The organism is Piscinibacter sp., from assembly GCF_047600445.1.
GTDB lineage: Bacteria > Pseudomonadota > Gammaproteobacteria > Burkholderiales > Burkholderiaceae_C > Piscinibacter.
The window spans coordinates 1,977,711-1,994,831 of sequence record NZ_JASGKT010000002.1 but is presented as its reverse complement, the minus strand read 5'-3'; the positions used below and the strand labels follow the sequence as shown (position 1 = coordinate 1,994,831).

Annotated in this window: 14 protein-coding genes; 8 read left to right on the top strand and 6 right to left on the bottom strand. The window is 72.1% G+C overall.

Annotation, left to right across the window (positions count from 1 at the left end; genetic code table 11):
* Window positions 1-7 precede the first annotated feature (7 nt).
* The 4 genes from dapA to QM792_RS13490 are packed head-to-tail and all read right to left on the bottom strand — an operon-like array spanning window position 8 to window position 2,832.
* The gene (gene dapA / locus QM792_RS13505; protein WP_415150624.1) at window positions 8-889 is read right to left on the bottom strand and encodes a 4-hydroxy-tetrahydrodipicolinate synthase; all 882 of its coding nucleotides are present in this window, start codon (window positions 887-889) and stop codon (window positions 8-10) included.
* A gap of 55 nt (window positions 890-944) precedes the next feature.
* Window positions 945-1,484, bottom strand: coding sequence for a class I SAM-dependent methyltransferase (locus QM792_RS13500; RefSeq protein WP_415150623.1), 540 nt, complete (start codon window positions 1,482-1,484; stop codon window positions 945-947).
* Window positions 1,484-1,606, bottom strand: coding sequence for a hypothetical protein (locus tag QM792_RS13495; protein ID WP_415150622.1), 123 nt, complete (start codon window positions 1,604-1,606; stop codon window positions 1,484-1,486). Before QM792_RS13495 ends, QM792_RS13500 begins: the two co-directional genes overlap by 1 nt.
* A complete protein-coding gene (locus QM792_RS13490; RefSeq protein ID WP_415150621.1) occupies window positions 1,603-2,832 on the bottom strand; it encodes an MFS transporter in 1,230 nt (409 codons plus the stop codon). The genes QM792_RS13495 and QM792_RS13490 overlap by 4 nt, the downstream gene beginning before the upstream one ends.
* A 35-nt stretch (window positions 2,833-2,867) precedes the next feature.
* Between QM792_RS13490 and QM792_RS13485 the strand changes: the two genes are divergently transcribed.
* The 5 genes from QM792_RS13485 to parC all read left to right on the top strand — a co-directional run bounded on the left by QM792_RS13485 (window position 2,868) and on the right by parC (window position 11,224).
* Entirely contained in the window at window positions 2,868-4,859 is a 1,992-nt protein-coding gene (locus QM792_RS13485; RefSeq protein ID WP_415150620.1) for a DNA topoisomerase IV subunit B, read from the top strand.
* An 88-nt stretch (window positions 4,860-4,947) separates the two neighbouring features.
* Complete coding sequence (locus tag QM792_RS13480; protein ID WP_415150619.1) at window positions 4,948-5,469, top strand: GNAT family N-acetyltransferase; 522 nt, start codon at window positions 4,948-4,950, stop codon at window positions 5,467-5,469.
* Window positions 5,469-7,142, top strand: coding sequence for a hypothetical protein (locus QM792_RS13475; RefSeq protein ID WP_415150618.1), 1,674 nt, complete (start codon window positions 5,469-5,471; stop codon window positions 7,140-7,142). Before QM792_RS13480 ends, QM792_RS13475 begins: the two co-directional genes overlap by 1 nt.
* 61 nt (window positions 7,143-7,203) lie before the next feature.
* Window positions 7,204-8,859 (top strand): hypothetical protein, encoded by a 1,656-nt coding sequence (locus QM792_RS13470; RefSeq protein ID WP_415150617.1) that lies wholly within the window; start codon window positions 7,204-7,206, stop codon window positions 8,857-8,859.
* Between the two features lie 52 nt (window positions 8,860-8,911).
* A complete protein-coding gene (gene parC / locus QM792_RS13465; RefSeq protein WP_415150616.1) occupies window positions 8,912-11,224 on the top strand; it encodes a DNA topoisomerase IV subunit A in 2,313 nt (770 codons plus the stop codon).
* On the opposite strand, the gene QM792_RS13460 is transcribed toward parC, so the two are convergent.
* Window positions 11,200-11,682, bottom strand: coding sequence for a disulfide bond formation protein B (locus QM792_RS13460; RefSeq protein WP_415150615.1), 483 nt, complete (start codon window positions 11,680-11,682; stop codon window positions 11,200-11,202). The genes parC and QM792_RS13460 overlap by 25 nt on opposite strands.
* Window positions 11,683-11,690: 8 nt before the next feature.
* Window positions 11,691-12,149, bottom strand: a complete 459-nt coding sequence (locus QM792_RS13455; RefSeq protein WP_415150614.1) for a RidA family protein — start codon at window positions 12,147-12,149, stop codon at window positions 11,691-11,693.
* 51 nt (window positions 12,150-12,200) lie between these two features.
* On the opposite strand from QM792_RS13455, the gene QM792_RS13450 reads away from it, so the two are divergent.
* The 3 genes from QM792_RS13450 to QM792_RS13440 are packed head-to-tail and all read left to right on the top strand — an operon-like array spanning window position 12,201 to window position 17,118.
* Complete coding sequence (locus QM792_RS13450) at window positions 12,201-14,639, top strand: DNA internalization-related competence protein ComEC/Rec2 (protein ID WP_415150613.1); 2,439 nt, start codon at window positions 12,201-12,203, stop codon at window positions 14,637-14,639.
* Window positions 14,640-14,681: 42 nt separating this feature from the next.
* Window positions 14,682-16,118 carry a circularly permuted type 2 ATP-grasp protein gene (locus tag QM792_RS13445; protein WP_415150612.1) on the top strand — a complete coding sequence of 479 codons (1,437 nt, stop codon included), beginning with the start codon at window positions 14,682-14,684 and terminating at the stop codon, window positions 16,116-16,118.
* A 13-nt stretch (window positions 16,119-16,131) separates the two neighbouring features.
* Window positions 16,132-17,118 (top strand): alpha-E domain-containing protein, encoded by a 987-nt coding sequence (locus QM792_RS13440; RefSeq protein WP_415150611.1) that lies wholly within the window; start codon window positions 16,132-16,134, stop codon window positions 17,116-17,118.
* Window positions 17,119-17,121 lie beyond the last annotated feature (3 nt).

The window sequence follows — 17,121 nt, the reverse complement described above, 5'->3', positions numbered from 1 at the left end:
ACAAGAATCACAGCAGCGCGGCCTCGCGCAGCGCCTGCTCGACCTGCTGCTCGCCAGCCGGCGTGAGCGGCGTGATGGGCAGGCGCACCGCGTCGCCGGTCAGGCCGAGGCGTTTCATCGCCCACTTGGTGGGCGCCGGGCTCGGCTCGCAGAACAGCGCCTTGTGCAGCGCGAGCAGGCGCATCTGGATCGCGGTGGCCTCGCGCACGCGGCCTTCGATGGCCGCGACGCACAGCTCGTGCATCGCCTTGGGCGCGACGTTGGCGGTGACGCTCACGTTGCCCTGGCCGCCGAGCAGCATCAGCGCCACGGCGGTGCCGTCGTCGCCCGAGTAGATCGAGAAGCCCTTGGGCGCCTGCTTGATCAGCCACTGCGCGCGCTCGATGTTGCCGCTGGCCTCCTTCACGCCGATCACGCCGGGCAGCGCGGCGCAGCGGATGGCGGTCTCGGGCTGCATGTCCGCGACGGTGCGGCCGGGCACGTTGTACAGCACCATCGGGATGTCCACCGCCTCGGCGATCGCCTTGAAGTGCCGGTAGATGCCTTCCTGCGAGGGCTTGTTGTAGTAGGGCACGACCGACAGCGTGCAGTCCGCGCCGACCTGCCTGGCGAAGCGCGACAGCTCGATCGCCTCGTGCGTGGAATTGCCGCCGGTGCCGGCCATGATCGGCACGCGCCCCTTGGCGTGCGCCACCGACACGCGGATGATCTCGCAGTGCTCGTCGACCGAGACGGTGGGCGACTCGCCGGTGGTGCCGACCACGCCGATGCAGTCGGTGCCTTGCGCGATGTGCCAGTCGATCAGCCGGCGCAGGCCGTCGTAGTCGACCGCGCCGTCGTCGTGCAGCGGAGTGACCAGCGCGACGATGCTTCCAACAATGGGCTTCATGGGGCGTCCTGATGAATCGCGCGATTTTAGCCGGCACGGCCGGCGCCGCCGCCGGCTACAGCGGGTAGCGCGGCGCAACGCCGCGTGACGCCGCCTCGCGCACCGCGCAAAGGCGCTGCACGTAGCGTGGCGGCTCGGCGACGAAGCCGTCTTCGTAGGCGACCACGCGCAGGCCGGCGGCGGCCCGCAGCAACTCGCCGGGGTGCAGCAGGAAGTCGGGCCGCGCCGGCTTGCCGACGGTTTCGTTGCCGGCGGCGAAGGTTTCGTAGACCAGCACGCCGCCGTCGGCGACGCTGGCCACCAGCGTCGGCAGCAGCGGGCGCCACAGGTAGTTGGTGACGACCACCGCGTCGAAGCGGCGCCCGGCCAGCGGCCAGGGGCCGTTCTCGATGTCGGCGACGACGACCTCGCCCAGCGCGCGCAGCGCTTCGAGCGCATCCGCGTCGCGGTCGACGCCGGTGACGCGGCAGCCGCGCTGTGCGAACCAGCGCAGGTGGCGCCCGGCGCCGCAGGCCACGTCGAGCACGCGGGCGCCGGCCGGCAGCAGCGCCGCCCAGCGCCGCACCCAGGGCGAGGGCTCGGGCGCGCCGTGCATCAGAAGCAGGCCCAGAGCTGGTTGGCCAGCGTCATCACCAGATCGGGCTTCAGGTAGGCGGCGAACACCAGCAGCAGCACCGCGCCGGCCGCGGCCCAGGCCAGGCTGCGGCGCCAGCTCATGCCGCCGCCACCCGCGCCTGCGGCGCGCGCTCGATGGCGCGCTCGCGCACCGGCAGGTTGGCGAGCGCGGCGAACACGCCCAGCGCGACGGCGATCCACCAGACGACGTCGTAGTTGCCCGTCGCGTCGTAGAGCTTGCCGCCCAGCCACACGCCGAGGAAGCTGCCCACCTGGTGGCTGAGGAAGACGAAGCCGCCGAGCATCGACAGGTATTGCACGCCGAAGATTTGCGCGATCACCGCGTTGGTGGGCGGCACGGTGGACAGCCACAGCACCCCCATCACCGCCGAGAACACGTAGACGCTCCACGGCGTCAGCGGCGCGGCGAGGAAGATCACGATGGCGATCGAGCGCAGCAGGTAGATGGCCGAGAGGATGTACTTCTTCGGCAGCCGCTGGCCGAGCGTGCCGGCGGCGTAGGTGCCGAACACGTTGAACAGGCCGATCAGCGCCAGCGCGGTGGTGGCCACGTCCGGCGTCAGGCCGTGGTCCTTCAGGTAGCTCGGCATGTGCACGCCGATGAACACGACCTGGAAGCCGCACACGAAGTAGCCCGCCATCAGCCAGCGGAAGCTGGGGTAGCCGAAGGCCTCGCGCAGCGCCGCGCCCAGGCTCTGCTGCGACGCGCCGGCCGCGGCGCGGCGCGGCTCCTTCAGGCCCCAGGCCAGCGGCGCGATGGCCAGCGCCAGGCAGCCGAGCACGAACAGCGCCGACTGCCAGCCCAGGCCGCCGATCAGCCAGTTCTCCACCGGCACCATCAGGAACTGGCCGAACGAGCCGGCCGCGGCGGCCACGCCCATCGCCCAGCTTCGCTTGTCGGGCGCGACGTTGCGGCCGATCACGCCGTACACCACCGCGTAGGTGGTGCCCGCCTGCGCCATGCCCAGCAGCAGCCCGGCGCTGCCGGTGAAGGCCAGGCCCGAGGTGGCGAGCGCCATCAGCACCAGGCCCAGCGCGTACAGCAGGCTGCCGGCCACCAGCACCCTGAAGGCGCCGAAGCGGTCCGCCAGCGCGCCGGCGAACGGGCCGGCCAGGCCCCACGCGAGGTTCTGCACCGCGAGCGCGAAGGCGAAGGTCTCGCGCGTCCAGCCGCGGTCCATCGTGACCGGTTGCAGCCACAGCCCGAAGCCGTGGCGTATGCCCATCGACAGCGTGACGATCGCGGCGCCGCACAGCAGCACCTGCGTCATCGACAGCACCTCGGCCCGCGGAAGTTCTTTGCTCATCGGGCACGATTGTCACCGCTCCTAGAATCCCGCGCATGGCAAGCAAGAGCAAGACCCCGGGCAGCTACGGCGAGGCCTCGATCCGCGTTCTCAAGGGGCTCGAGCCCGTCAAGCAGCGGCCGGGCATGTACACGCGCACCGACAACCCGCTGCACATCGTCCAGGAAGTGGTCGACAACGCCGCCGACGAGGCGCTGGCCGGCCACGGCCGGCGCATCGACCTGACGCTGCACGTCGACGGCTCGGTGAGCGTGGAAGACGACGGCCGCGGCATCCCGGTCGGCCTGCACCCCGAGGAGCAGGTGCCGGTGGTCGAGATCGTCTACACGCGGCTGCACGCCGGCGGCAAGTTCGACAAGGGCGCGGGCGGCGCCTACAGCTTCTCCGGCGGCCTGCACGGCGTGGGCGTCAGCGTGACCAACGCGCTGGCCAAGCGGCTCGAGGTCACGGTGTACCGCGACGGCCAGGTGGCGACGATCGCGTTCGCCGGGGGCGACGTGGTCGAGCCGCTGAAGACGCGCAAGGCCGATGCATCGGCGAAGGGGGGCGACCGCAAGAGCGGCACCACCGTGCGCGTGTGGCCCGACGCGAAGTATTTCGAGAGCGCCGATCTGCCCAGGGGCGAGCTGACGCACCTGCTGCGCAGCAAGGCGGTACTGATGCCGGGCGTGACGGTGACGCTGGCGCACGAGAAGTCGGGTGACAAACAGCAGTGGCTCTACCAGGGCGGCCTGCGCGACTACCTGATGCAGACGCTGGCGGCCGACCCCATCATCCCGCTGTTCGAAGGCGAGCACTACGCCGAGGCCGCCGAGACCGAGAACTTCGCCGAAGGCGAGGGCGCGGCCTGGTGCGTGGCCTTCACAGACGACGGCAACGTGATGCGCGAGAGCTACGTCAACCTGATCCCGACGCCGGCCGGCGGCACGCACGAGTCGGGCCTGAAGGACGGCCTGTTCGGCGCGGTCAAGGGTTTCATCGAACTGCACTCGCTGCTGCCCAAGGGCGTGAAGCTGATGCCCGAAGACGTGTTCTCGCGCGCCAGCTTCGTGCTCTCGGCGAAAGTGCTCGACCCGCAGTTCCAGGGCCAGATCAAGGAGCGGCTGAACTCGCGCGACGCGCTGCGGCTGGTGTCGACCTACGTGAAGCCGGCGCTGGAGCTGTGGCTGAACCAGCACGTCGACCTCGGCAGGAAGCTCGCCGAGCTGGTGATCCGCCAGGCGCAGACGCGCCAGCGCGCCGGCCAGAAGGTCGAGAAGCGCAAGGGCTCGGGCGTGGCCGTGCTGCCCGGCAAGCTGACCGACTGCGAGAGCCGCGACACCGCCTTCAACGAGCTGTTCCTGGTCGAAGGCGACTCGGCCGGCGGCAGCGCCAAGATGGGCCGCGACAAGGAGACGCAGGCCATCCTGCCGCTGCGCGGCAAGGTGCTCAACGCCTGGGAAGTGGAGCGCGACCGCCTGTTCGCCAACACCGAGATCCACGACATCGCGGTGGCGGTGGGCGTCGACCCGCACGGCCCGAACGACGAGCCCGACTTCTCCGGCCTGCGCTACGGCAAGGTCTGCATCCTGTCGGACGCCGACGTCGACGGCTCGCACATCCAGGTGCTGCTGCTGACGCTGTTCTTCCGCCACTTCCCCAGGCTGATCGAACGCGGCCACGTGCACGTGGCCAAGCCGCCGCTGTTCCGCGTCGACGCGCCGGCGCGCGGCAAGAAGCCGGCGGCGAAGATCTACGCGCTCGACGAGGGTGAACTCACCGCCGCGCTCGACAAGCTGCGCAAGGAAGGCGCGCGCGAGAACAGCTGGACCATCAGCCGCTTCAAGGGCCTGGGCGAGATGAACGCCGAGCAGTTGTGGGACACCACGCTGAACCCCGACACGCGCCGGCTGCTGCAAGTGAGCTTCGGCGCGCACGGCTTCGCGGCCACTGTCGAGGCCTTGACCAAGCTGATGGGCAAGGGCGAGGCGCAGGCGCGCCGCGAGCTGATGGAACTGCGCGGCGACGACGTGGAGATCGACGTGTGATTGCGGCCCCTCGTCCGACGGGTACGTCGGCCGATCCCCCGAGGGGATGCGGGCCGGCTCGGGAGCGGCCCAGCGCTCGGCCCGCGTCATGAACATCCGCCTCAGGCCGACGATGGCGTCGGATCTCGACTTCGTGATCGCCGTCGAGCAGGATCAATCGAACCTGCCCTTCATCACGCCCTGGGAGCGCACCCAGCACGAGGGCGCGATCCGCTTCCCCGACTTCCGCCACTTCATCGTCGAGCGCGGCGCCGACAACGAGCGCGTCGGCTTCGTGATCCTGCAGGGCTGCCGCAATCCGCACCGCTCGGTGGAGCTCAAGCGCATGGTGCTGCTGCCCGAAGACCAGGGCCTGGGCCTGGGCCGCGCCTGCGTGCGGCTGCTGGCGCGGATGGCCTTCCGCGACCTCGGTGCGCACCGCTTCTGGCTCGACGTGAAGGCGCGCAACGAGCGCGCCCAGGCGCTGTACCGCAGCGAGGGTTTCGTCGAGGAAGGGCGGCTGCGCGAGAGCGTGCGCACCGACCAGGGCTACGACTCGCTGATCGTGATGTCGCTGCTCGAACCCGAGCACGCCGCGCTGCTGCGCGAGCGCGAGCAGGGAGCGGCCTGATGCGCGCCTGGGCGGCCGCGGCCTGGCTGGCGCTGCTGGCGCCGGCCGCCGCGGCGGCCGCAACAGCGGTGGAGCCCAGGACGGTGTGCACCATCACCGTCAACTCGCCCGACGAGAAAGAGAGCTTCCGCCGCCACCTCGGCACCGAGAAGTACCGCTTCGTCGAACTGGTGGAGCGCGGCCGGCCCGACTGGCTGGACTCGTCGTGCCGCGCCGGCGTCTTCTGCGACATCCTGGTGATCTCGGCGCACTACGACGGCGGCAACGAGTTCTTCCCCGACAGCCTGGACGCGCGCGAGTTCCTGCCCGTCAGCGAGCTGGAGCGGGTGTCGTGCAGCGGCTCGTGCCCCTCGCTGTTCGCGCGGCTGCAGGAGGTCTACCTGTTCGGCTGCAACACGCTCAACCCCGCGCCGCACAGCGGCGCCACCGCCGAGGTGGTGCGCAGCCTGGTGCGCGAGGGGCTGTCCAGGGAGCGCGCCGAGCGCGAGCTGAACGCGCTGGCCGCCGCGCACGGCGAGAGCAGCCGCGACCGCATGCGCCAGGTGTTCAAGGGCGTGCCGGTGATCTACGGCTTCGCGTCCACCGCGCCGCTGGGCCACATCGCCGGCGGCGTGCTGGACCGCTACTTCCGCCAGTCGGGCGAGCGCGATCTGGCGCGCGGCCGGCCGAGCCGCGCGCTGCTCAATACCTTCTCGAACTTCGGCATGACGGCCGTCTCCGGCATGACCGCCGCCGACCCGTACTGGCAGTCGCGCCAGGACATGTGCCAGTTCGCCGACGAGCGCCGCGCGGTGGCCGCCAAGCTGGCCTTCGTGCACGGGCTGTTGCAGCGCCACGTGGGCGAAACGCGGCTGTACCTCGACCGCATCCGCCGCCTGCGCGAATCGCTGGACGCCAGCGTGCGCCACGACCCGATGGCCGCCGAGGTGCTGGAGGCGATCGCGCGCGACGAGGGCGCGCGCGAGCGCGTGCTGGCCTACGCGCGCCGCGCCGACCGCCCCGAGACGCGCGTGGCGATGTTCGACCTGGCGCGCGACGCCGGCTGGCTCACCGCGGCGCAGCGCGACGACGAGCTGATGGCGATGCTGGCCGAGCTGTACACGCGCCCCGAGCTGGGCGTCAGCGAGATCCACCTGGCCTGCCAGCTCAACGCCGACGGCCATCTCGACGGCCGCTTTGCCGATGGCACCGGTGGCGCCGGTGGCGCGGCGCCGTGGCCGGCCGCCGGCGGCACCGCGCAGGCCGCGATGCGCGCCTGCCTGGGCAGCGCGGCCGATCGCGCCGAGACGCTGCAAGCGCTGCTCTCGCCGCGCGAGGCCGACGTGGAGCTCGCGCAGGCCTATCTGCGCCACCACCCGGTCGAGGATGCGCCGGAGCTGCGCCGCCTGGCCGACGACATCGCCGCGATGGCGCCCGGCGCGGCGCAGGTGCGCGCTTTGGAGGCGCTCGGCCGCCACTATGTATCCGACCGTGAGGTGCTGGAGACGCTGGTGGCGCTGTTCGGGCGCACGTCCTCGGCGGAAGTGCAGACGGCGGTGGCCGGCATCCTGCTGCGCGCCGACCGCTCGGCGCTCGATGCGCCGGAATTGCGCCGTACCTTGACATCGCTCAGGCGCGATGCGGGCCGCGAGGGAACCATCGACGCGCTGATCGCTCTGCTGGGCGTGTCCTGAGCCCTGGCGCGCCGCTTACAGGTGTTTGCATCGTCGCCGCGCGGCATGGAAAACTGATCGCATGAAGCTTCTCGCCCGTTCCCTGTCGCTCGGCCTGGCCGTGCTGGCCGCCTGGCCTGCGGCGGCCCTGGCCGAGCCCCGGACGGTGTGCACCATCACGATCAACTCGCCCGACGAGCGCGACGTGATGATGCGCCAGCTCCCCGGCGCCGACTACCGCTTCGTCGAGCTGGTCCAGCACGGCCAGCCCGACTGGTTCGCGCAGGCCTGCCGCAGCGGCGTGCGCTGCGACGCGCTGGTGATCTCCGGCCACTTCGACGACGGCAGCGAGTTCTACACCGACCGCTTCGAGAACCGCGAGGCCCTGCCGGTGCAGGACTTGCAGCAGGCCTCGTGCAGCGACTCCTGCGGCGTGTTCGCGCAGCTCAAGGAGGTCTACCTGTTCGGCTGCAACACGCTGAAGACCGAGCCGCGCCGCAGCGCCGGCAGCGAGGTGCTGCGCAGCCTGCAACGCGGCGGCCTGTCGCCGGACGAGGCGCAGCGCAGCGCGGCGAAGCTCGGCGAGCACTACGGCGAGAGCAACCGCGAGCGGCTGCGCCACATCTTCAAGGACGTGCCGCTGCTGTACGGCTTCTCGTCCAAGGCGCCGCTGGGGCGCTACGCCGGCCCGCTGCTGGAGCGCGTGCTGCAAAGCGCGCCGCCCGGCGAGGTGGCCAGCGGCCGGCCCAGCGGCGCGCTGCTGGCCGCCTTCGGGCCGAGCTCGATGGTCAGCGCGCGCGGCGTCACCGACGCCGACCCGCACATCGGCCTGCGCAACGACATCTGCAGCCTCGCCGACGAACGCCGCGGCACCGCGCAGAAGATGGCCTTCGTGCACCAGGTGCTGCGGCGCGACGCGGCCGAGGTGCGCATGCTGCTCGACCACCTGGAGCACTACCTCGGCACGGTGAGCGCCGCGCAGCGCCTGCGCCCCGACGTGGCCGAGGCCTTCGACGCGATCCGCCGCGACCTGCCGGCGCGCGAGCGCTTCCTCGACTTCGCGCGCGACGCCGACCTCGCGGTGGTGCAGTCGCGCATGATCGACCTGGCGCGCAGCCTGGGCTGGCTGACCGACGCTCAGCAGCAGGACGAGTTCGTGCGCATGATCACCACGCGCATGGCGCGGCGCGACGGCATCGCGCGCCACGAGGTCGACCTGGTGTGCGCCTCGCCGCTGTCGCGCGAGGGCCTGCTCGACCGCGTCACCGCCAGCGGCGCGGCCGACACAGCCAAGGTGGCGCATGCCGCGGTGCTGGCCTGCCTGGGCGCGTCGCCGGCGCACGACCGCACCGTGCGCGCGCTCACCAGCGCGCGGCCCGACGAGGTGGAGATCGCGCAGACCTACCTGCGCCACCGCCCGCTGGCCGGCGCCGGCGAGGTGCAGGCCATCGCCGCCGACATCGGCCGGCTGGCCGGCACCGAGGCGCAGGTGCGCGCGCTGGAGACGCTGGCGCGGCAGCGCGTCTCCGACGCGCGCAGCCTGGAGCAGATCACCGCGCTGTTCCGCCGCACGCGCTCGCTGCAGGTGCAGCGCGCCATCGCCAACGTGCTGCTGCGCGCCGACACGCAGCTTCTCGAACGCGGCGAGCTGGCGCAGTCGCTGCGCCGCCACCGCCTGCGCTCGCCCGACGGGCAGGACGTGATCGACGTGCTGATCCGCGTGCTGCAGCGCGCCTGAGCGCCCCCGGCCGCGGGGCCCGCGCGGGTTTGCGCGAGAATGCCGCCCGCTTATGAACGACCTTTTCGATTCCCCGACGCAGAACCCGGGCGACGACGCCGTCGCGCTGTCGCTGTACGCCGAGCAGGCTTATCTGGAGTACGCGCTGAGCGTGGTCAAGGGCCGCGCGCTGCCCGACGTGTGCGACGGCCAGAAGCCGGTGCAGCGGCGCATCCTCTACGCGATGGAGCGGATGGGGCTGGCCTTCTCGGGCAACGCCGGCGCCAAGCCCGTCAAGAGCGCGCGCGTGGTCGGCGACGTGCTGGGCCGCTTCCATCCGCACGGCGACCAGGCCGCCTACGACGCGCTGGTGCGCATGGCGCAGGACTTCAGCCAGCGCTACCCGCTGATCGACGGCCAGGGCAACTTCGGCAGCCGCGACGGCGACGGCGCGGCCGCGATGCGCTACACCGAGGCGCGCCTGGCGCCGATCACGCGGCTGCTGCTCGACGAGATCGACGAGGGCACGGTCGAGTTCATCCCCAACTACGACGGCTCGACGCAGGAGCCCCGGCTGCTGCCGGCGCGGCTGCCCTTCGTGCTGCTCAACGGCGCCAGCGGCATCGCCGTGGGCCTGGCCACCGAAGTGCCCAGCCACAACCTGCGCGAAGTGGCCGCCGCCGCGGTGGCGCTGCTGAAGAACGACAAGTTGAGCGACGACGAACTGGCCGCGCTGATCCCGGGGCCTGACTTCCCCGGCGGCGGGCAGATCATCAGCAGCGCCGACGACATCCGCGCCGCCTACGCCGGCGGCCGCGGCAGCCTGAAGGTGCGCGCGCGCTGGAAGATCGAAGACCTGGCGCGTGGCCAGTGGCAGCTCGTCGTCACCGAACTGCCGCCGGGCGCGAGCGCCGCCAAGGTGCTGGAGGAGATCGAGGAGCTGACCAACCCGAAGGTGAAGGCGGGCAAGAAGGCGCTGTCGACCGAGCAGGTGCAGCTCAAGACGACGGTGCTCGCGGTGCTCGACGCGGTGCGCGACGAATCGAGCAAGGACGCGCCGGTGCGCCTGGTGTTCGAGCCCAAGTCGCGCACGGTGGAGCAGCAGGAGCTGGTCAACGTGCTGCTGGCGCACACCAGCCTGGAGAGCAGCGCGCCGGTCAACCTGACGATGATCGGCGCCGACGGCCGGCCGACGCAGAAGAGCCTGCGCCAGGTGCTGGCCGAGTGGATCGCCTTCCGCCTCGCCACCGTGCAGCGGCGCACGCAGCACCGGCTGGGCAAGGTGCTGGACCGCATCCACATCCTCGAGGGCCGGCAGCTCGTGCTGCTGAACATCGACGAGGTGATCCGCATCATCCGCAACGCCGACGAGCCGAAGGCGGCGCTGATCGAACGATTCAAGCTCAGCGACCGGCAGGCCGAGGACATCCTCGAAATCCGGCTGCGCCAGCTCGCGCGGCTCGAAGCCATCAAGATCGAGCAGGAGCTGAAGGAACTGCGCGCCGAACAGGCGAAGCTGGAAGACATCCTCGGCAGCCCGGCGAGCCTGAAGCGCACCGTGGTCAAGGAGATCGAGGCCGACGCGAAGCAGTACGGCGACGAACGCCGCACGCTGATCCAGGAGGAGCGCCGCGCCGTCGCCGAGGTGAAGGTGATCGACGAGCCGGTGACGGTGGTGGTCAGCCTCAAGGGCTGGGTGCGCGCGCTCAAGGGCCACGAGGTGGAAGCCGGCGCGCTCTCGTTCAAGGCCGGCGACGGGCTGTACGGCGCCTTTGCCTGCCGCAGCGTGGACCCGCTGATCGTGATCGGCAGCAACGGGCGCGCCTATTCGACATCCGTGGCCGGCCTGCCCGGCGGGCGCGGCGACGGCCAGCCGATCACCACGCTGATCGAGCTGGAAAGCGGCACGCAGCCGGCGCACTACCTCGCCGGCAGCCTGGCCACCACGCTGCTGCTGGCCGGCACCGGCGGCTTCGGGCTGCTGGCCCGGCTCGGCGACCTGGTGGCGCGCCAGAAGGGCGGCAAGAGCTTCCTGAGCCTGGAAGCCGACGAGAAGCCGCTGCCGCCGGCGCTGGCCGACGGCGCCACGCAGGTGGCCTGCCTGTCGCTGACCGGCCGGCTGCTGAGCTTCGGGCTCGACGAACTGAAGCTGCAGCCCAACGGCGGGCGCGGGCTGACGCTGATCGACCTCGACGCGAAAGACGCGCTGGTCAGCGTGGCGGCGTTCTCTCAGGCCTTGCAGGTGACGGGCACCGCGCTGCGCGGGGGCAAGCCGCGCGAGGAAGTGCTGAAGGGCGCGGCGCTCGCGGCCTACGCCGGCAAGCGGGCGCGCAAGGGCAGGGCGGTCGAGGGCATGAAGGCTCAGCGCGTGCTGAGGGCCGGCTGAGCGCGCAGTGCCGGGATCGTCAGCGCGATCGCCACGACGAACAGCGCCAGGCTCCAGAACTCGTAGGGCAGGCCGAGCAGGTTCACCGCCGCGTCGGCGCAGCTCGCGCGCACCTCGAACACCGAGGGCAGCACGCGGTCCAGGCCGAGGCCGCTGACGATCTTGTCGGCCAGCGTCAGCTTGCAAGAGCTCGACTTGGCGGCGACGAAGTGCTGCCACAGCGCCGCCGCGATGCCCGAGGCGGCGGCCAGCACGCCCAGGCCGGCGAACAGCCGCCGCCCGGGCAGGAAGGCGGCGGCCAGCGCGAGCAGCGCGACCAGCACGAACTGCACGCGTTGCAGGATGCACCAGGGGCAGGGCTGCATGTCCCACTGGTACTGCGTGAACAGCGCGGCCAGCACCGCCGCGATGGACAGCGCGGCCACCGCCAGCAGCCAGCCGCGCGGCGCGAGCTTCATCGGAGCGCTCACGCCACCTGCGCGATCAGCTCGATCTCGACGCAGGCGCCCATCGGGATCTGCGCCACGCCGAAGGCGCTGCGCGCATGCGCGCCCTTGTCGCCGAACACCGCGCCGAGCAGCTCGGAGCAGCCGTTGGTGACCAGGTGCTGCTCGGTGAAGCCCGGCGTGCTGTTGACCAGGCTCATCACCTTGACGATGCGCTCGACCTGGTTCAGATCGCCCACCGCGGCGTGCAGCGTGCCGAGCAGGTCGATGGCGACGGCGCGCGCGGCCTGCTGGCCGGTGGCGGTGTCGATCTCGCGGCCGAGCTGGCCGACCCAGGGCTTGCCGTCTTGTTTGGCGATGTGGCCGGAGAGGAACACCAGCTTGCCGCTGCGCACGAAGGGCACGTAGGCGGCGGCCGGCACCGCCAGCGGCGGCAGCGTGATGCCCAGTTCGGCGAGGCGGTCGTAGACGTTGGACATGGGGGGATCCTGGGGCGCTCGAAGCGGGGCGCAAATCCTACACTGCGCCGCATGGGAGGCAGACCGGCAGCGCAGGCGGCGGGCGCGCCGCGGTGGTTCGCGGCGCTGCTGGCCTTGCCGCTGGGCGCGGGTGCGCAGTTGCAGCAGCGCGCGCTCGACGCGCCGGCCTGCTACGCCGCGCTGTGTGCCCTGGGCGCGCTGCTGGCGCTGGCCGGCTGGCGCTGGCGGCGCCTGGCCGGGGCCAGCCTGATCGGCGTGATCGGCCTGATCGGTTTGGCGCTGATCGGCTTCGGCAGCACCGGCTGGCGCGCCGGCCAGCGCCTGGCCGAGCACCTGCCCGCGGCGCTCGAAGGGCGCGACGTGCAGCTCGTCGGCATCGTCGCCAGCCTGCCGCAGCCCGGGCCGAACGGCGTGCGCTTTCGTTTCGAGGTCGAGCGCGCCAGCGTGGACGGGGCGGCGCTGGCGCTGCCGCGCCTGATCGCGCTGGGCTGGTACGCCGACTCGCGAGACGACGCGGCGCTCTCGCCGGCGCAGCGCGAGCTGCGCGCCGGCCAGCGCCGCCGCTTCGAGGTGCGGCTGCGCCGGCCGCACGGCTCGCTGAACCCGCACGGCTTCGACTACGAGCTGATGCTGTTCGAGCAGGGCGTGCGCGCCACCGGCTACGTGCGCGGCGTGCCGCCGCCGCCGATCGAGGAGGGCGCGGGCTACCCGGTGCAGCGGCTGCGCCAGCGGGCGCGCGACGCGATCTTCGCGCGCGTGGCCGATGCGCGCGCCGCCGGCGTGCTGGCGGCGCTGGCCGTGGGCGACCAGGGCGCGATCGAGCGCGAGGACTGGGAGCTGTTCCGCAGCACCGGCCTGGCGCACCTGATGGCCATCAGCGGCCTGCACATCACGATGTTCGCCTGGCTCGCGGCGCGGCTCATCGGCGCGCTGTGGCGGCGCAGCCCGCGCGCGATGCTGGCCGTGCCCGCGCCGCAGGCGGCGCGCTGGGGCGGCCTGCTGGTGGCCGCGGCCTATGCGGTGTTCGCCGGCTGGGCGGTACCGGCGCAGCGCACGGTGTGGATGCTGGCCACGGTGGTGCTGCTGCGCGGCATCGGCGTGCGCTGGCCCTGGCCGCTGGTGCTGGCGCTGGCCGCGCTGGTGGTGACGCTGGTCGACCCCTGGGCGCTGCTGCAGCCGGGCTTCTGGCTGTCGTTCGCGGCGGTGGCGCTGCTGATGGCGTCCGAGCCGGGCGAGGCCTCGGGTGCCGCCACGTGGCGGCAGCGCCTCGTCGCGGCGCTGCACGGCGGCGTGCGCACCCAGCTCGTCGCCACGCTGGGCCTCGCGCCGCTGACGCTGCTGTTCTTCCAGCAGGTGTCGCTGGTCGGCTTCTTCGCCAACCTGCTGGCGATTCCGCTCGTCACGCTGCTGGTCACGCCGCTGGCGCTGCTGGGCAGCCTCGCGCCGCCGCTGTGGACGCTGGCGGCCTGGCTGTTGCAGCCGCTGACGACGTGGCTGCAATGGCTGGCGGGCCTGCCGGTGGCGGTGTGGTTCGTGCCGGCGGCACCGGCCTGGGCCTCGGCCGCCGCCCTGCTGGGCGGCGCGCTGCTGGTGCTGCCGCTGCCGTGGCGCACGCGGCTGCTCGCCGCGCCCTTGCTGCTGCCGCTGCTGCTGACGCCGCCGGAACGCCCGCCGCCCGGCCACTACGAGCTGCTCGCGGTCGACGTCGGGCAGGGCACGGCGGTGCTGGTGCGCACGCGGCATCACCTGCTGGTCTACGACGCCGGCCCGCAGTATTCGCGCGAGAGCGACGCCGGCGCGCGCGTGCTGCTGCCGCTGCTGCGCGCCCGCGGCGAGCGGCAGGTCGACCGGCTGGTGCTGAGCCACCGCGACACCGACCACGTCGGCGGCGCACGCGCGCTGCTGTCGGCATTGCCGGTGCGTTCCACCTCGAGTTCGCTGCCGCCCGATCACCCGCTGCTCGCGCTGGCGCCGCGGCACGCCACCTGCGCCGCCGGCCAGACCTGGGTGTGGGACGGCGTGCGCTTCGAGTTCCTGCACCCGCGCGAGGGCGAGGCCGATCCGGCGGCGCGGCCGAACACCGTGTCGTGCGTGCTGCGCGTGGCCGCCGCGGGCGCGCCGGTCACGCTGCTGGCCGGCGACATCGAGCGCGAGCAGGAGCTGCGCCTGGCCGGCCGCCACGGCGAGGCGCTGCGCGCCGGCGTGCTGGTCGTGCCGCACCACGGCAGCCGCACGTCCTCGACGCCGCTGTTCCTCGACGCCGTCAGGCCGCAGGTCGCGGTGGTGCAGGCCGGCTACCGCAACCGCTTCGGCCACCCGGCGGCCGAGGTGGTGGAGCGCTACCGCGCGCTGGGCAGCACGCTGGTGGCGAGCCCGGCCTGCGGCGCCTGGGCGTGGCGTTCCGACCAGGGCGGGCCGGGCCGCTGCCAGCGTGACGCCGCGCGGCGCTACTGGCATCTCTCCCTCGACGGCGAGCCCGTGGACGGGTGAGTGGCCTGCTTTTTGCTACCCTGCCGGCGAGGAGACATTCCGATGAGACCGAGTTTCGACGAGATGCACGCCGCCGGTGCCACGGTGCGCGAGCACTACCGGGGTTACGACCGCTGGCTGGCGCAGCAGCCGCACGACGCGATGCGCTCGCGGCGCGAGGAGGCGGAGATGATCTTCCGCCGCGTCGGCATCACCTTCGCGGTCTACGGCGCCAAGGACGAGGACGGCTCGGGCACCGAGCGCCTGATCCCCTTCGACCTGATCCCGCGCGTGATCCCGGCGCACGAGTGGAGCGAGATGGAGCGCGGCCTCGCGCAGCGCGTCAACGCGCTGAACCGCTTCGTCCACGACGTCTATCACGAGCAGGAGATCATCCGCGCCGGGCTGATCCCGGCCGACCAGATCTTCAAGAACGCGCAGTTCCGCCCCGAGATGATGGGCGTCGACGTGCCGGGCGGCGTCTATTCGCACATCGCCGGCATCGACATCGTGCGCGCCGCCAACGCCGACGGCAGCGGCAGCTACTACGTGCTGGAGGACAACCTGCGCGTGCCCAGCGGCGTGAGCTACATGCTCGAGAACCGCAAGATGATGATGCGTCTGTTCCCCGAGCTGTTCAGCCAGCACCGCGTCGAGCCGGTGGCGCACTACCCCGACCTGCTGCTCGAGACGCTGCGCGCGGTGGCGCCGGCGGCCGTCAACGAGCCGACCGTCTGCGTGCTGACGCCGGGCATGTACAACAGCGCCTACTTCGAGCACGCCTTCCTGGCGCAGCAGATGGGCGTCGAGCTGGTCGAGGGGCAGGACCTGTTCGTCAAGGACAACTTCGTCTACATGCGCACGACGCAGGGCCCCAAGCGCGTCGACGTGATCTACCGCCGCGTCGACGACGACTTCCTCGACCCGCTGGTGTTCCGCCCCGATTCCACGCTGGGCTGCGCCGGGCTGCTGAGCGTGTACCGGGCCGGCAACGTGACGCTGGCCAACGCCATAGGCACCGGCGTGGCCGACGACAAGTCGATCTACCCCTACGTGCCGAAGATGATCGAGTTCTACCTCGGCGAGAAGCCGATCCTGAACAACGTGCCCACGTACCTGTGCCGCGAGCCGGACGACCTCGGCTACGTGCTGGCCCACCTGAACGAGCTGGTGGTCAAGGAGGTGCACGGCGCGGGCGGCTACGGCATGCTGGTCGGCCCGGCCGCCACGCAGGCCGAGATCGCCGACTTCCGCCAGGCGCTGCAGGCGCGCCCCGAGGGCTACATCGCGCAGCCGACGCTGAGCCTGTCGACCTGCCCGACCTTCGTCGACAGCGGCATCGCGCCGCGCCACATCGACCTGCGGCCCTTCGTGCTGTCGGGCAAGACGGTGCAGACGGTGCCCGGCGGCCTGACGCGCGTGGCGCTGAAGGAGGGCTCGCTGGTGGTCAACTCGTCGCAGGGCGGCGGGACCAAGGACACCTGGGTTCTCGAGGCATAGGGGAGACACGATCATGCTTTCGAGGACCGCCGACCACCTGTTCTGGATGTCGCGCTACATGGAGCGCGCCGAGAACACCGCGCGCATGCTCGACGTCAACTACCAGACCTCGCTGCTGCCGCAATCCGCCGACGCCGCCGAGAAGGGCTGGAAGGGCCTGCTGGGCATCTCCGAGCTGAGCGGCGACTTCGCCAGCCGCCACGGCAGCGTCGACGCGCGCAGCGTCATGCAGTACATGGTGGCCGACGCGCAGAACCCGTCGAGCATCCGCTCCTGCCTGATGGCGGCGCGCGAGAACGCGCGCGCGGTGCGCGGCACGCTGACCACCGAGGTGTGGGAGACGCAGAACCAGACCTGGCTGGAGTTCCAGCGCATGGTCGCCACCAGCGACTTCCAGCGCGACCCGAGCGCGCTGTTCGAGTGGGTCAAGTTCCGCTCGCACCTGTCGCGCGGCGTCACGGTCGGCACAATGCTGCAGGACGAGGCCTTCCACTTCCTGCGCATCGGCAGCTTCCTCGAACGCGCCGACAACACCGCGCGGCTGCTCGACGTGAAGTTCCACGCCGCCGACCTGGAGTTCTTCGGCTCGGCGCAGAGCCAGGGCCAGGCGCGCAACGGCGGGCCGGCCAAGGACGTCGAGTACGACTTCTACCACTGGTCGGCGATCCTGCGCTCGGTCTCGGGCTTCGAGGTCTACCGCAAGGCCTACCGCAACGTGATCCTGCCGGAGAAGGTGGCCGAGCTGCTGATCCTGCGCCCCGACATGCCGCGCTCGCTGGCGGCGTGCATGCACGAGGTGGTGGGCAACCTGCGCCAGGTGGCCAACGAGCAGAGCGGCGAGACGCTGCGCCAGGCCGGCCGGCTGCGCGCCGACCTGCAGTTCGGCCGCATCGACGAGATCCTCGCCACCGGGCTGCACGCCTTCCTGACGCAGTTCCTCGACCGCGTCAACACCATCGGCGTCGGCATCAGCCGCGACTTCCTCGTGCCGGTGCAATAGGGC

Excerpts from the sequence above, each read along its gene's own strand:
- dapA (WP_415150624.1), bottom strand. The coding sequence starts at position 889 with ATGAAGCCCATTGTTGGAAGCATCGTCGCGCTGGTCACTCCGCTGCAC.
- parC (WP_415150616.1), top strand. The coding sequence starts at position 8,912 with ATGAACGACCTTTTCGATTCCCCGACGCAGAACCCGGGCGACGACGCC.
- QM792_RS13485 (WP_415150620.1), top strand. The coding sequence starts at position 2,868 with ATGGCAAGCAAGAGCAAGACCCCGGGCAGCTACGGCGAGGCCTCGATC.
- QM792_RS13455 (WP_415150614.1), bottom strand. The coding sequence starts at position 12,149 with ATGTCCAACGTCTACGACCGCCTCGCCGAACTGGGCATCACGCTGCCG.
- QM792_RS13480 (WP_415150619.1), top strand. The coding sequence starts at position 4,948 with ATGAACATCCGCCTCAGGCCGACGATGGCGTCGGATCTCGACTTCGTG.
- QM792_RS13440 (WP_415150611.1), top strand. The coding sequence starts at position 16,132 with ATGCTTTCGAGGACCGCCGACCACCTGTTCTGGATGTCGCGCTACATG.
- QM792_RS13500 (WP_415150623.1), bottom strand. The coding sequence starts at position 1,484 with ATGCACGGCGCGCCCGAGCCCTCGCCCTGGGTGCGGCGCTGGGCGGCG.
- QM792_RS13495 (WP_415150622.1), bottom strand. The coding sequence starts at position 1,606 with ATGAGCTGGCGCCGCAGCCTGGCCTGGGCCGCGGCCGGCGCGGTGCTG.
- QM792_RS13470 (WP_415150617.1), top strand. The coding sequence starts at position 7,204 with ATGAAGCTTCTCGCCCGTTCCCTGTCGCTCGGCCTGGCCGTGCTGGCC.
- QM792_RS13450 (WP_415150613.1), top strand. The coding sequence starts at position 12,201 with ATGGGAGGCAGACCGGCAGCGCAGGCGGCGGGCGCGCCGCGGTGGTTC.
- QM792_RS13475 (WP_415150618.1), top strand. The coding sequence starts at position 5,469 with ATGCGCGCCTGGGCGGCCGCGGCCTGGCTGGCGCTGCTGGCGCCGGCC.
- QM792_RS13445 (WP_415150612.1), top strand. The coding sequence starts at position 14,682 with ATGAGACCGAGTTTCGACGAGATGCACGCCGCCGGTGCCACGGTGCGC.
- QM792_RS13490 (WP_415150621.1), bottom strand. The coding sequence starts at position 2,832 with ATGAGCAAAGAACTTCCGCGGGCCGAGGTGCTGTCGATGACGCAGGTG.
- QM792_RS13460 (WP_415150615.1), bottom strand. The coding sequence starts at position 11,682 with ATGAAGCTCGCGCCGCGCGGCTGGCTGCTGGCGGTGGCCGCGCTGTCC.